This is a genomic window from Neisseria perflava (genome assembly GCF_019334725.1).
Taxonomy (GTDB): domain Bacteria; phylum Pseudomonadota; class Gammaproteobacteria; order Burkholderiales; family Neisseriaceae; genus Neisseria; species Neisseria subflava_A.
Map to the genome: position 1 here is coordinate 2,270,472 of NZ_CP079818.1, position 14,197 is coordinate 2,284,668.

Consider the following 14,197-nt stretch of genomic DNA (forward strand, 5'->3'; position numbering starts at 1 on the left):
TTTTTTCTTTTCAGACGGCCTGATTTGCCTTACCGATATTTGAATCAAGTTGCTTTCGACATACCGTTTCAAATATCGGGCTAGCCCGTGTGCTTTATCCGTGTAACCTTACGCCGGACGACAGGTCACCATATAGTTAACCTCGGTCGAGTCGCACAAGGAATAACGGCCGCTCAACAAATTATAGGTCATGCCCTTGCTGCCGACGGTATCCAATCCGGCTTGGCGGCACATGCGCGCGAGTTCTGCCGGCGTGATGAATTTTTTCCAGTCGTGCGTGCCTTTGGGGACGAATTTCAACAGATATTCTGCGCCGACAATCAGATGCAGATAAGATTTGGGATTGCGGTTGATGGTGGAGAAAAACACCATGCCGTCGGGTTTGACCAGTTTCGCGCAGGCTTGAACGATGGCAGACGGATCGGGAACGTGTTCCATCATTTCCATACACGTTACCACGTCAAAGCTGTGCGGCTCTTCGGCAGCGAGGTCTTCGACGCGGATGCAGCGGTAATCAATATTGGCAACGTGTTGGCTGGCCGCATGGGCAGCGGCGGTTTGCAGGGATTTTTCCGCCATATCGATGCCGGTAACGTGTTCTGCGCCGCGTTTGGCCATGCTCTCCGACAAAATACCGCCGCCACAGCCTACATCCAGCACGCGTTTGCCTGCCAATCCGGCATAGCCGTCGATATAGTCGAGGCGTAAGGGGTTGATGTCATGCAGGGGCTTGAATTCGCCGTTTTTATCCCACCATTTGTCGGCGATTTGGCTGAACTTGGCGATTTCGCCGGCATCTACGTTGTCGTGTTGATTGCTCATGGTTTGCTCCTGCATAAAATCATTCGCCTGATTTTAGCCGATTGTGCTTCAAAATAAAATGTTTCAGACGGCCTTTGCCTGTTTATCGGCCCTATTTCAACTTTCATCCGCCTGCCCATAAAAAACGCACCTTGTAACAAGGTGCGTTTCAATCTGCATGATTTAGAATTTAGCGCCGGATTCGTTGGCCATGTAGTCAACTGCGGCTTTCACTTCGTCGTCGCTTAAGCTGCCGTTGCCGCCTTTGGCAGGCATGGAATTGAAGCCTTCGAGGGCGTGTTTGTGCAAGGTGTCTTTGCCTTGTTTAATGCGAGGCGCCCAGTCTTCTTTTTTGCCTACAGCCGGAGCGCCGGGAATCAAGCCGCCGTGGCACGCTTTACAGTTCGCTTCAAAAACAGCTTTGCCGTCCACTTTGGCGGATTCGGCAGGCTTGGCTTCAGCGGCAGGTGCTTCGGCTTTCTCTTCGGGCTTGGCGGCTTCTTCAGGCTTGGCAGCTTCCTCTGCTTTGCTGGCAGCGGCTTCAACCTTATCGGCAGCTTCTTGAGCGGCAGATGCAGTCGTATCGGCAGCAGAAGCGGCTTCGTTTTTCACTTCAGATGCAACGGCTTGAGCAGCCTCTTGTGTCTCCTGTTTAGCCTCTTGGGAACAAGCTGTCAAACCAGCCATCATCATTGCGGCAATCAGTAATTTGTTCATGTTCTGTCTTTCCTTAATTTTATTTAAATCACTGTTTTATATAAACAGCTCAAAAATTCTAACACAGAAACTAATACTTTCGACCTACACTATAATAAATATTGGTATAAATCAGATTTTGTCGCAAAAACTGAAAAACATATTGACACCACCTCTCTACTCGGATAGAAATTCACCCCATTTGTCATGAAGCGCGATAACTTTCATTTTATTGTTCAAACAGTTACTCATTTTATTTTCAAAGTTTCTTTTAGAATTCAACTTTTTACAAGCTTTCCAGATAATACCATAAGCATTAAACCGCCTCTTATCCTAAAAAGGCCGTCTGAACCCCAATCAGGTTTCAGACGGCCTGTTTGAATCATGTTAATAAACATTTGCCGCTTGGCCATGCAAAAGACACCGGCGGGCTTACTTGTTTATAGAGTTTTTCATATTCCGACTACGATTTAATCCAATGCCATTAGCCTTTTGCCAAGGTTTCAGCTTCAGTCCACAATCCCCGCTTCTGCTCCGCCGTCAATTTCTTAATCCCGATTTCCCGTTTCAGCGCCTCACTTTTAGTCAGGCCGTCTGAAACGATGTGCATCTCGACAGGCTTGTTCAAACGCGTGTATTTTGCGCCTTTTCCTGACAAGTGCGCCGCAAACCGCTCTTGCGGACGGTTGCTGATGCCGCAATAAAACGCGCCGTTTTCGCACAAAATCAGATAAACACACCAATTTTCCGCGTTCATAAATCCCCTTCCTTGGCAAAACTCTCGGTAAAAATGCGCACGGTGGCTTCGGTTTTGGCAGACTGCACACGATAAGGTGTGACCAAATAAAGGCTGACCGGCGGCAATGTCCATTCGGGTAAAACGCTTTTCAGACGGCCTTGGGCAATTTTCTCCCGAACTTCGCCGCCCACTTGCAACGACAACCCGAAACCGCTTTCGGTCAGGCTGCACACGGCGGCAAGATGCGTACAGGCAATGCTGTCGGCAATATCGAGAAAATAGTTTTCTTCACCATTTTGCAAGGTCGTGCGGACAGGTAAAAAATGCAGCCAGCGGTACGCATGAAGCTGCGCGGGATGGGTAATGGGCGGATGCCGGTCGAGATAATCAGGAGCGGCGCAAATGATGTACGGCCAAGTTACGAGATGGCGCGCAACCAAGTTGGGATCATCCAAAGCCCGGTCGCCGCCGCGTATGGCGATGTCGGTCTGATTGTGTTGCAGGTCGTCCAAAGTATCGCTGAAATTAAGGACGGGACGGATTTTTGGGAACTCGGTTTGCAATCGCGAAAAGGCCGTCTGAAAAGCGCGGGATTCAATAACTGTAGAAGTCAGGGAAATCCGCAATTCACCGACGGGTTCGGTTTTCAGATTGTCGATAACGGTGCGCGTATCGGACAAGGTAGCGGCGAGGCGGCGGCAGTATTCGCCCAAGGCACGGCCGGCATCGGTCGGCGCAAGACTGCGCGTGCTGCGGTTTAACAGCTTGATGCCGTGCAGGGTTTCGAGGCGGTTGATGTGCTGGCTGACCGCCGACGGCGTCATGCCCAGCGCGACAGCGGCGGCGTTCATGCTGCCGTGTTCGAGGACGGCGGCGAAAACGAGCAGGGGTTTGATGTCTTGCATTTCGACTGATTATGTAGTTCAACTTCACAATCATAACAGCAAAACAGGGATTATCAAGCGTTTCAGACGGCCTTACAATGCACTCATCTAATCAATCACATCCCCACAAGGAGTCAAATATGAAAATCGCAGTCATCGGTGCAACAGGTTATGTCGGCAACGCAGTCGTGCAAGAACTGGCAGGCCGCGGTCATGAAGTAACCGCTTTCGCCCGCAATGCAGACAAAGTGTTCCAAGCGCAAAATGTTGCCGCTGTCTCCGCAGATGTTAACGCGGCGGACTTCGCCGACAAGCTGGCAGGCTTTGACGCCGTGGTCAGCGCGTTCAATCCCGGCTGGACCAATCCCAACATCGGCGCGGATTTTACACGCGGCGCAAACAACATCGTCGAAGCGGCAAAAGCGGCGCAAGTGCCGTATCTCTTGATTGTCGGCGGCGCAGGCAGCCTGTATGTGGCACCCGGTTTGCAAGTTATCGATACGCCCGACTTCCCGAAAGAAATTTTCGACGGCGCCAATGCCGCACGCCATCTCTTGGCAGAACTCCTGCCGCGCCGCGATGTGAACTGGTCTTTCGTTTCCCCTCCGGCACGACTGGGCGCGGACGGCGGTTTCAGCGAAGACAAAACCGGCAAATACCGCTTGGGCAAAGACGATTTGCTGATGGACGGTGAAATTCCGGCAGGCATCAGCGTGGCCGATTTGGCAGTCGCCATCGCCGACGATGCGGAAAACAAAGCGCATTTGTTTGAACGCTTTACTGTCGCCGCCGTTTAATCATCTTAATTTAAAGGCCGTCTGAAACCCAAAGTTTCAGACGGCCTTTTCATATTCGGATTGATAGAAATAAATATTTAATTACAATTTTGCTATAGCAAACATAACTAACTTCCGATATTTCAAGGCTTCCAACCTCGTCAGTCCCACCTGCGCGGAAATGACGGCAATAGGTATTGCGTATCGAAAATAAAGTAATTGGGCTATATAAAACAAAAACCACCGTTTCCACCCACCTCAAACGGCAGGCGGTTTTAATTCAATTTGATTTTTCGAGCCACCACCAATTTCGTTATCTATAAAATCATTGAATTGTTGACGGAACTCCATTGGTCGTGCGATATAAGGAATCGGAGCATGACTGCCGCCCGTCCCTCTGACCACTACGGAGCCATAATTGAAAATCCTGCCCCAAAAACCTTGATTTACCGAAATACTTTCGATACGGTTGATATTTATCTCAATTGTTTGCCGGCGGATAAAGCCAAACTTAGCGATAACCCTTTTGTTAGTTAAAGCAAGCTCGGTTGTCATTACATTCAATACCGCGAACACTATAAATACGATACCGATTACCCACATCAACAGCAGGATACCGAAAAAAATCCTCCAGAATTGGGAAAACCACGATACTTGCGCTTTATAAACAATACGTTCACCTCGCCCTAAAGAGCTTTCAATATAACTTGTCATTTAACATTCTCCACATTAGGTATTTTCCAAAAATACGGATTATAATCCGTGGATAAATAGGCGTCAAAATTGGATATTTTGAGATTTGTGAAGACAAATCTCATGAGTAAAATCAGTGTTTTGATAGGTATAAAAATCCGAGAAATCCGCAAACAGTCCAATATCAACCAAGAAAGCTTAGCCTTACTTGCCGATATAGACAGAAGCTATATGGGTAGAATAGAAAGGGGGGAGGTCAACATAACGGTTGATAAACTATATCAACTGTCTTCTGCTTTAAACTGTTCCGTACACGACTTACTACCGGATGATTTGGAAATTAAAAATACCTGAACCGTTTAAGTAGTCCGCCCACATTGCCAATCTGCTAAAAAGGTCGTCTGAAACCCCAAAACCCAAAGTTTCAGACGGCCTTTTGCTATAATACGCACATTAAATTTACCTATACGCGAGTTCTCATGTCCGTAACCCAACCCACCATCGCCGCCATCGCCACCGCACCCGGACGCGGTGGAGTCGGCGTTATCCGCCTTTCCGGCAAAAACCTGTTGCCTTTGGCGCAAACCCTCAGCGGCGGCAAAACGCCCAAGCCGCGCACCGCGCTTTACACCGACTTTTTCGGCGGCGACGGACAGCCGATAGACAACGGCATCCTGCTCTACTTCGCCGCGCCAGCCAGCTTTACCGGCGAAGACGTGATTGAGTTGCAGGGACACGGTGGCCCCGTCGTGATGGACATGTTGCTCTCGCGCTGCCTCGAACTGGGTGCGCACATGGCGGAGCCGGGCGAATTTACCAAACGTGCCTTCCTCAACAACAAACTCGACCTTGCCCAAGCCGAAAGCGTCGCCGACCTCATCGATGCCTCCAGCAAGTCCGCTGCACGCATGGCGTTGCGTTCGCTCAAAGGCGCGTTTTCCCAACACATACACGAGCTGGTGGACGACCTTATTACCCTGCGGATGCTGGTTGAAGCCACGCTGGACTTCCCCGAAGAAGACATCGACTTTCTCGAAGCCGCCGATGCGCGCGGCAAGCTCCAAGCCCTGCAAGGTCGTCTGAAAACCGTGCTCGCCAGCGCGGAACAAGGCGCGATTTTGCGCGAAGGCATGAACGTTGTCCTCGTCGGCGCACCCAACGTCGGCAAATCCAGCCTGCTCAACGCCTTGGCTGGCGACGACATCGCCATCGTAACCGACATCGCCGGCACCACCCGCGACACCGTGCGCGAACAAATTACCCTCGACGGCGTGCCCGTCCACATCATCGACACCGCCGGCCTGCGCGAAACCGACGACGTGGTCGAACAAATCGGCATCGAGCGCAGCCGCAAAGCCGTCTCCGAAGCCGATGTCGCCCTGATCCTGATTGACCCGCGCGAAGGTGTGAACGCCAAAACCCAAGCCATTTTGAACAGCCTGCCCGAAGGTTTGAAAAAAATCGAAATCCACAACAAAGCCGACCTGACCGGCGAACCTGTCGCCGTCCGTTCAGACGGCCTTGCGCAAACCGGCGCGGAAAGCGTTATCAGCCTGTCTGCCAAAACCGGCGCTGGTCTCGATTTGCTCAAACACGCCCTATTGCAGGAAGTTGGTTGGCAGGGAGAAAGCGAAAGCCTGTTCCTCGCCCGCAGCCGCCACCTCAACGCCTTGCACGAAGCCGAAGCCGAGCTGGAAAACGCCGCCCTCTGCAACAACGACCAAATCGAGCTTTTCGCCGAACACCTGCGCCTCGCCCAAAACGCGTGCAGCGAAATCACCGGAGAATTTACCGCCGACGATTTGCTGGGCGTGATTTTCTCGCGCTTCTGTATCGGCAAATAAAACGGTTTGCCATCAAATACAAAGGCCGTCTGAATGTTCAGACGGCCTTTTTTATCACCAAAACAAGCTTAATTTCACTTGCGTTTATTTATTGGCAGCTTCTGCCATATTTTTTGCGATTTTGGTTGCGCCAACTGTCAAACCGGACATACCGATCAAAGAAGCCGCAGCCAATTTGATTAATGTTTTCATTTTAACTCTTTTCTGTGTATTTAAGGGTGTGTTGTGTATTTTTTATTTATCGGCATCAGCCATATTGTGGGCGATATTGGTTGCACCGACGGTCAGGCCGGACATACCGATTAAAGAGGCAGCTGCCAGTTTGATTAAAGTTTTCATTGTTTGTCTCACTTTCTTGTCTGTCGGCCGAAAAACGGCCTAAGTTGCGTTTTCTGAAGTATTGTAATTAATTCGTTTATGATTGAATTATTTGTGTACTACCGTTTCGATATTGTAGGCGACGCCGAGGGCGGAGGCCGGTATACCGACATGCCGATTAAAGAAGCGGTGGCAAGCGTTATTAAATATCCCATTTTAAGTAGTCCTTTTTCATAGATACAAAATGTTATTTAACAACATACACATTTTTTCGCCGGCATCCGCGCTGCCGACAGGACGAATCATACCGTGTTAATCGTTAATTAATACAATTTTTTCGTAAAGATAAAATACTAAAAACATACATAACAAAGCTTTTAGTTAATTTATATTTTGTTTTGAAAATGACACCGATGTCTTTCTCAATGACACCGATGTCTTAATTACATACGCACTACAAACGTATCTTTCTGCGCCCATAAAATCCCTCCTTTTTTGTTGCAAAATTGCACTCTAAATTAAATATATTTTTAAATTCAAAATGTTATAAATCTATCTTTTTCACAGTCCAAATCTTCACTTAGTCAAAACCAATACCTTTGATAGCTTCCTTTAAAGAAAACACACGCTTCTAGCGCATATCCGACCATAAAATGCGCTGCAAATATATGATATAGTGAAACATTCTGCGTATTGACTATTTCCAGCATGAACAACACCCTAATTCTGACCGGCGCGGCCGCATTTTTTATCGGCGCGCTGTTTGCTTGGCTGATAACACGCTACCAAGCCCAAAGCCGACACTTTATTGTTTTGCAAGAATTGGCCGAAAGCCGCCGCCTGCATGAGTTTGCCGAACAGGTGCAGGCTCAAACTGCGGCGGACTTGGCGCAAAGCCGCCATACCGTGCAGGAATTGCAAGACGAATTGCAGGAGACGGGCAACCGCTTTGCCGCAGCCGAAAAACAGATTGCCTATCTGCAAGATTGCGAGGCCGAAGCCGAAGCTTTAAAACACGAATGTGCAAAATGGCAGCAAAGCGCGCAAAACCTGCAAATCAACAACGAACGCCTAAACACTCAGCTGATTCAAGAACAGGCATTGAGTGCGGATAAAAATACGCTTTTGCAACAACAAGAAACGGAAAAAGGCCGTCTGAAACAAGACTACGACACGCTGTTGGAGCAAAACCATGCGCTGCAAGTCCAAAACGAACGCCTCTCCACACAACTGGCGCAAGAAAAAGCCAATATCGACGACAAAAACAGCCTTTTACAGCAACAGGAAGCTGAAAAAGGCCGTCTGAAACAAGAATACGCCGCCCTTTTGGAGCAAAACCACGCGCTTCAAGTCCAAAACGAGCGCCTCAACACCCAATCGGAAAAAGACCGTCAGGCTGCCGAAGAAAAGCTGACCCTGCTGGCAGATGCGCGTAAAAACCTGAGCGACCAGTTCCAAAACCTCGCCAACACTATTTTGGAAGAGAAAAGCCGCCGCTTTACCGAGCAAAACCACGACCATCTCCAACAACTGCTCAATCCGCTCAACGAACGCATACACGGCTTCAGCGAGCTGGTTCAGCAGACTTATGAAAAAGAAGCCAAAGAACGCCTGACCATCGAAAACGAGCTCAAACGCCTGCAAACCCTCAACACTCAGCTCCACCACGATGCTAAAGCGCTGACCACCGCGCTGACCGGCACGCAAAACAAAACCCAAGGCAACTGGGGCGAGATGATTTTGGAAAGCGTATTGGAAAATTCAGGCCTGCAAAAAGGGCGCGAATACATCGTTCAAGCTTCCAGCGTCCGCCACGAAGCAGACGGCACCCAACGCCGCCTCCAGCCCGACGTCCTCATCAATCTGCCCGACAACAAACAAATCGTCATCGACTCCAAAGTATCGCTGACCGCCTACGTCCGCTATACGCAAAGCACCGGCGCAGAAGCAGAACGCGAGCTTGCCAACCACGTCGCCAGTATCCGCGCCCACATCAAAAACTTGGCAGCGAAGGATTACACCGACCTTGAGGGCGTCAAAACGCTGGACTTCGTCTTTATGTTCGTCCCTGTCGAACCGGCCTATCTCCTCGCCCTGCAACACGATCCAAACCTCTTCCAAGAGTGTTTCGACAAACGCATCATGCTGACCGGCCCCAGCACCCTGCTCGCCACCCTGCGCACCGTTGCCAACATCTGGCGCAACGAGCAACAAAACCAAAACGCGCTGGCGATTGCCGAGGCAGGCAGCAAACTCTATGACAAATTTGTCGGCTTTGTCGAAAGCATGGACGGCATCAATAAAGCGCTCGGTCAGGCTCAATCACAGTTTCAGACGGCCTATGGCCGCTTGGTTTCCGGCAGGGGCAACCTTATCAGCAGCACCGAAAAACTACGCAAATTGGGCATCAAGGCCGGTAAACAGCTGCAACGCGATTTATTAGAAAAAGCCATGTCAGAAAACGAAGATCATGCAGCCTTACCGACCGCGCAAGACCAAGAAAATGACTGATAAAACTTAAGACATTGCAAATAAAGGGAATTTAACCAATGAGCAACATCACCATCGTCCTTGCCGCCGATACCGGCTATGCCGAGCAAGTTCATACCCTGATGAAATCCATCTGTACTCACAACACAAATGTCAATTTCTACCTCATGCACAATACCTTCAGGCGGGAATGGATCGACTATACCAACCAAAAGCTCGCAGCCAGCGGCAGCCGTCTGAATGATGTCAAAATCGAGATGGACTTCAGCCAATATCGCCGCCTACCCCATATTTCGGATGCCGCATTTTTCCGTCTGATGATGCAACATCTGCCTGTCGATCGCGCCCTGTATCTCGACAGCGATATGGTGGTTACCCAATCCCTGCATGATTTGTTCAACCTCGATATGCGCGGTTATCCCGTTGCAGCGGTACAAGACTCCTTTCTTGCCCGTACCGAATGGAATCACCCGACCGGCCTGCACACTACGCCCTATTTCAATTCCGGTATGTTGTTGGTCGACCTGGCGCAATGGCGGGAACACAATATCGCAGCGCAACTGCTGCAAACTGCTACCACCATTGACAAATCCGTTCCCTACGGCGACCAATGCTTTCTAAACACCGTATTTCAAAAAAACTGGCTGCAACTAGAAGAATCTTGGAACTTCCAAACCGGCGCAGTCGAATACTTCCAAAAACGAAACCTCGGCGAAGTATTCCCCAAACCCGACACTGTCCCGCCCGTTATCCACTACACCACACGCGCCAAACCTTGGTTGTGCGATTACGGCAAGATTCCTTTTGAAGAAATCTATTGGCAATACTATTGCGCCGACTGGCCGGAAGCGTAGTCCCAGAAAGGGAATACCCTTCCCTTGCCTCAATTGACCTTAAAACAACCCATCATCAAAAACAAAAGGCCGTCTGAAATCGTTTCAGACGGCCTTTAAGCCATAAAAAAACAGGCAGAACATTCTGCCTGTTTTTTTGTTCAAAACTAACCATAGAGTGAGCATACCACCTTCAATCAGCGTTATCGTTATCCGATTAGATACCGCGCAACAATTCATTCACGCTGGTTTTCGCACGGGTTTGCACGTCCACGCGTTTGACGATAACTGCGCAGTAGAGGCTGTGGCTGCCGTCTTTGGAAGGCATGCTGCCGGATACGACAACCGAACCAGCCGGTACGCGGCCTTGATAGATTTCGCCGGTAGTACGGTCAAAGATTTTTGTGGATTGACCGATGAATACGCCCATAGAAATCACGCTGCCTTCTTCGACAATCACGCCCTCAACGATTTCAGAACGCGCACCAATAAAGCAGTTGTCTTCAATAATGGTAGGGCTGGCTTGCAGAGGCTCGAGGACTCCGCCGATACCGACACCGCCGCTCAAGTGCACGTTTTTACCGATTTGCGCGCAAGAACCGACAGTCGCCCAAGTATCGACCATCGCACCTTCGTCAACGTATGCGCCGATATTGACATAAGAAGGCATCAACACGACATTTTTCGCCACAAAGCTGCCACGGCGGGCAACCGCACCCGGAACTGCGCGGAAGCCTGCGCTGCGGAATTCGTCTTCAGACCAATCGGCAAATTTAGTCGGCACTTTGTCGAAGTATTTGTTCACACCGTCGTTGAGGATTTCATTGTCCTGAATGCGGAAAGACAGCAATACGGCTTTTTTCGCCCATTCGTTGACTTTCCATTCGCCCACACCCAAACGCTCGGCAACGCGCAGTTTGCCGGAGTCGAGTTGGCGGATGGTTTCCAAAACCGCTTCACGCACTTCGGGGGTAACGGTATGCGGATTGATTTCGGCACGGTTTTCAAAAGCCGTTTCAATGATGTTTTGCAAAGACATGTTGATTCCTTCAAGAGATCAGGGCCGTCTGAAACCTATTCAGGCCGCCCTATTACAAATATTTAACTCGTTATTTTGCCATGTAAAAGCGATTTCGTCAGCTATTAACATGATTAGCGCCGAGCGTTACACGGCCGGATTTTGGTTAAGCCAAGATTTTCAGACGGCCTGTTCAAGAGAGTTGAATCGTATTTATTTTCCAACCGGTTTCCCAATCACAATATGCAGACTGTCGATTCTGCCGACACACCGTGCCGATAAATCAATCTTCGCCGCCAATCTTTTGCAGAAGATTTTCAGCCACCACGCCGCATTCGATATTCCGCTTTAACGGTTTCGCGTTCAAATCTTTCAAGGCCGTCTGAAAGTCGGCGAAATCCATCAACTGCGAACCGAAACGGCGCATATGTTCCGTATCCTGCTGACAGTCTATCAGCGCAACGCCCAAATCCTCCAAAAACGGTACGGCGCAGGCAAACGCAATCTTTGACGCATCGGGACGCAAAGCAAACATCGATTCGCCATAAAACACGCAGCCGATTTGCACGCCGTAAAACCCGCCTGCCAACTGCATTTCGCCTTGCTCATCGGCAGCCAGCATTCAAACGAATGCGCATGCCCCTGATGGTGTAGCTTCAAATAGGCCGTCTGAAACGCAGGTTCTATCCACGTTCCGTCCTGTTCTGGACGCGGCACATTGGCGCAATGGGCAATTACTTTTTCAAAACAGCGGTTGACCGTTACCCGATACGGCTTGTGGCGCAAAGTTTTGGCGAGCGAACGGCCTATATGCAGGCTTTCCGGCACAATCACGGCTCGCGGCGCAACCGCATACCAGAAAAACCAACCATCGCGGCTAAACCACGGAAAAATCCCCTGCCCATACGCCGACAACAGCCGCCCCGTATCCAAATCGCGCTGACGCCGACCAAGCCGTCGCATTCTGCCAAAGCGTAAGACGGTCGGGGAAACGATAATCCCGTGGCGCAAGAAAAGGAATCTTCATCGTAAAGCCCATAAAGTTTCAGACGGCCTCAGGCTGAAAATGCCAAGGCCGTCTGAAAAATCAACATACAAACTGCTTAACGTTTGGTTTTGGTTTGGCATTCGCGCATACGCCATACATATACAGCGCGTGATCGACGATGCGTTAGCCGTTTTCTTCGGCGATTTTGTCCTGCAGCGCTTCGATTTCCGGATTGTGGAATTCGGTTACTTCGCCGCATTTCACGCAGACGATGTGGTCGTGGTGATCGCCTTTGTCCAATTCGTAAACCGCTTTGCCGGTTTCAAAATGGTGGCGTTGCAAAATGCCGGCCTGTTCAAACTGGGTCAGCACACGGTAAATCGTCGCCACGCCGATTTCACACCCTCTTCCAACAGGATACGGTACACATCTTCCGCACTCAAATGCTCCTCGGCATGAGTCTCGAACAAGTCCAAAATTTTCAAACGTGGACCCGTAACTTTCAAACCGCTGTCTTTCAATTGCGCAATGTTGCTGAATTTTTCCATAATATTCAATATCCCTGTAAGGTAATAACCGTTATAATACGCACTTTCCGCCCGTTTGCCCACTATTGGGCCGTTAAAGGGCGGCAATCTGCCGCCGGTCTTGCAATTGAAAATCGGCGAAAAGAAAAATTAAGAAGATGATTATCGTTTGCTTTTTGAAAATATTCAAGCGATGATAAACATCTTTCCCGAAATGACACAGAAAGGTAAGCCCGTGAATAAAGCCTTATGCCTTGCCATCGCCGCTATTTTAGGTCTGGGCATGAGCGCGTATCCAACTTTCCATCCTACAAACTCAAAATCATTCAAGGTAACGAGCTCAATCCCCGCGCCGTTGTTTCCCTGCGCCAAGGTATGACCCGCGACCAAGTCCAACTGCTGCTCGGTACGCCGCTCCTGCGCGACGCCTTCCATGCCGACCGCTGGGATTACACTTTCAACACCAGCCGCAACGGCATCATCAAAGAACAAAGCAACCTGACCCTGTACTTTGAAAACGACGTCCTCGCACGCGCCGAAGGCGATGCCATTCAAAAATCCATCGAAGCGGTTCAAGCCGGACAAAACGTCGTTCCGACCACCGAAACCAAGCCGCAATAAGGAAGCCTCATGAGCGCATTGAAAATCGCCATTGCCGGCGTCAACGGTCGCATGGGCCGCGTCTTGGTTGAAGCAGTCAACAACCATCCCGATGCCGTCCTCTCCGGCGCACTCGAACATTCCGGTTCGGAAGTATTGGGTTTGGATGCAGGCTTCGCCTCCGGCCTCAAAACCGGCGTTACTATTTCAGACGACGGGATGCCGTACTGGATCAAAGCGATGTCCTCATCGACTTTACCCGTCCCGAGCCAACCCTGAAACACCTGCAAAAATGCGTGGAAAAAGGCGTCAACATCATCATCGGCACGACCGGTTTTGACGACGCAGGCAAAGCCGCCATCCAAGCCGCAGGCGAAAAAACAGGCGTTGTCTTCGCAGCCAACTTCAGCGTCGGCGTCAACCTGACCTTCCACATCCTCGACACCGTCGCCCGCGTGTTAAACGAAGGCTACGACATCGAAATCATCGAAGGCCACCACCGCCACAAAGTCGATGCCCAAGCGGCACCGCGTTGCGCATGGGTGAAGTCATTGCAAACGCCCTCGGCCGCGACCTCAAAGAATGCGCCGTTTACTGCCGCGAAGGCCACACTGGCCCGCGCGATCCGTCCACCATCGGTTTTGCCACCATCCGCGCAGGCGACATCGTCGGCGACCACACCGCCCTCTTCGCCACTGACGGCGAGCGCGTGGAAATCACCCACAAAGCCAGCAGCCGCATGACCTTTGCCGCCGGTGCCGTACGCGCCGCAGTTTGGGCAAACGGCAAAAAGGCCTGTACGATATGCAAGACGTACTGGGTTTGAAAAACCAATAAACCTGCATCATCAGGTTTCATACCTTACAAGGCCGTCTGAAAGCACAACGTCGATTTTCAGACGGCCTTATTAACAAAAAAGCCCCACCATGTCCTATCAACAAATCACCATCAACGTCAACGATGCCGTCGCCGAACGCCTTGCCGACGCGC

At 50.3% G+C, this 14,197-nt stretch carries 11 protein-coding genes and 4 pseudogenes; 7 read left to right on the forward strand and 8 right to left on the reverse strand.

Annotation, left to right across the window (positions count from 1 at the left end):
- Positions 1-108: 108 nt before the first annotated feature.
- From ubiG to LPB400_RS10895, 4 genes are all read right to left on the reverse strand, one after another.
- Positions 109-822, reverse strand: coding sequence for a bifunctional 2-polyprenyl-6-hydroxyphenol methylase/3-demethylubiquinol 3-O-methyltransferase UbiG (gene ubiG, locus LPB400_RS10880; protein WP_219088991.1), 714 nt, complete (start codon positions 820-822; stop codon positions 109-111).
- Positions 823-984: 162 nt separating this feature from the next.
- Positions 985-1,518 carry a c-type cytochrome gene (locus tag LPB400_RS10885; protein ID WP_049347861.1) on the reverse strand — a complete coding sequence of 178 codons (534 nt, stop codon included), beginning with the start codon at positions 1,516-1,518 and terminating at the stop codon, positions 985-987.
- A gap of 463 nt (positions 1,519-1,981) precedes the next feature.
- Positions 1,982-2,254, reverse strand: a complete 273-nt coding sequence (locus LPB400_RS10890; RefSeq protein WP_049347860.1) for a GIY-YIG nuclease family protein — start codon at positions 2,252-2,254, stop codon at positions 1,982-1,984.
- Positions 2,251-3,141 (reverse strand): LysR family transcriptional regulator, encoded by an 891-nt coding sequence (locus LPB400_RS10895; RefSeq protein WP_049347858.1) that lies wholly within the window; start codon positions 3,139-3,141, stop codon positions 2,251-2,253. Before LPB400_RS10895 ends, LPB400_RS10890 begins: the two co-directional genes overlap by 4 nt.
- A 119-nt stretch (positions 3,142-3,260) precedes the next feature.
- On the opposite strand from LPB400_RS10895, the gene LPB400_RS10900 reads away from it, so the two are divergent.
- Positions 3,261-3,917 (forward strand): NAD(P)-dependent oxidoreductase, encoded by a 657-nt coding sequence (locus LPB400_RS10900; RefSeq protein ID WP_219088993.1) that lies wholly within the window; start codon positions 3,261-3,263, stop codon positions 3,915-3,917.
- Between the two features lie 237 nt (positions 3,918-4,154).
- Here LPB400_RS10900 and LPB400_RS10905 read toward each other — a convergent pair whose 3' ends face one another.
- Positions 4,155-4,610, reverse strand: a complete 456-nt coding sequence (locus LPB400_RS10905) for a PH domain-containing protein (RefSeq protein WP_107769106.1) — start codon at positions 4,608-4,610, stop codon at positions 4,155-4,157.
- Positions 4,611-4,712: 102 nt separating this feature from the next.
- Between LPB400_RS10905 and LPB400_RS10910 the strand changes: the two genes are divergently transcribed.
- The 4 genes from LPB400_RS10910 to LPB400_RS10925 all read left to right on the forward strand — a co-directional run bounded on the left by LPB400_RS10910 (position 4,713) and on the right by LPB400_RS10925 (position 10,095).
- On the forward strand, positions 4,713-4,943 hold the full coding sequence (locus tag LPB400_RS10910) for a helix-turn-helix domain-containing protein (protein WP_049344313.1): 231 nt from the start codon (positions 4,713-4,715) through the stop codon (positions 4,941-4,943).
- A 125-nt stretch (positions 4,944-5,068) separates the two neighbouring features.
- Positions 5,069-6,433, forward strand: a complete 1,365-nt coding sequence (gene mnmE, locus LPB400_RS10915) for a tRNA uridine-5-carboxymethylaminomethyl(34) synthesis GTPase MnmE (protein ID WP_219088995.1) — start codon at positions 5,069-5,071, stop codon at positions 6,431-6,433.
- A gap of 1,026 nt (positions 6,434-7,459) precedes the next feature.
- A complete protein-coding gene (gene rmuC / locus LPB400_RS10920; RefSeq protein ID WP_219088997.1) occupies positions 7,460-9,262 on the forward strand; it encodes a DNA recombination protein RmuC in 1,803 nt (600 codons plus the stop codon).
- A gap of 38 nt (positions 9,263-9,300) precedes the next feature.
- A complete protein-coding gene (locus LPB400_RS10925) occupies positions 9,301-10,095 on the forward strand; it encodes a glycosyltransferase family 8 protein (protein ID WP_107792233.1) in 795 nt (264 codons plus the stop codon).
- A gap of 196 nt (positions 10,096-10,291) precedes the next feature.
- On the opposite strand, the gene dapD is transcribed toward LPB400_RS10925, so the two are convergent.
- The 3 genes and pseudogenes from dapD to fur all read right to left on the reverse strand — a co-directional run bounded on the left by dapD (position 10,292) and on the right by fur (position 12,628).
- The gene (gene dapD, locus LPB400_RS10930; RefSeq protein ID WP_107792234.1) at positions 10,292-11,113 is read right to left on the reverse strand and encodes a 2,3,4,5-tetrahydropyridine-2,6-dicarboxylate N-succinyltransferase; all 822 of its coding nucleotides are present in this window, start codon (positions 11,111-11,113) and stop codon (positions 10,292-10,294) included.
- A 262-nt stretch (positions 11,114-11,375) separates the two neighbouring features.
- Positions 11,376-12,119, reverse strand: a pseudogene (gene aat, locus LPB400_RS10935) (leucyl/phenylalanyl-tRNA--protein transferase).
- 76 nt (positions 12,120-12,195) lie between these two features.
- Positions 12,196-12,628: pseudogene (gene fur, locus LPB400_RS10940) on the reverse strand (ferric iron uptake transcriptional regulator).
- A 214-nt stretch (positions 12,629-12,842) separates the two neighbouring features.
- Between fur and LPB400_RS10945 the strand changes: the two are divergent.
- Both LPB400_RS10945 and dapB read left to right on the forward strand, forming a co-directional pair.
- Positions 12,843-13,228 (forward strand): annotated as a pseudogene (locus LPB400_RS10945) (outer membrane protein assembly factor BamE).
- A gap of 9 nt (positions 13,229-13,237) precedes the next feature.
- Positions 13,238-14,044: pseudogene (gene dapB, locus LPB400_RS10950) on the forward strand (4-hydroxy-tetrahydrodipicolinate reductase).
- Positions 14,045-14,197 lie beyond the last annotated feature (153 nt).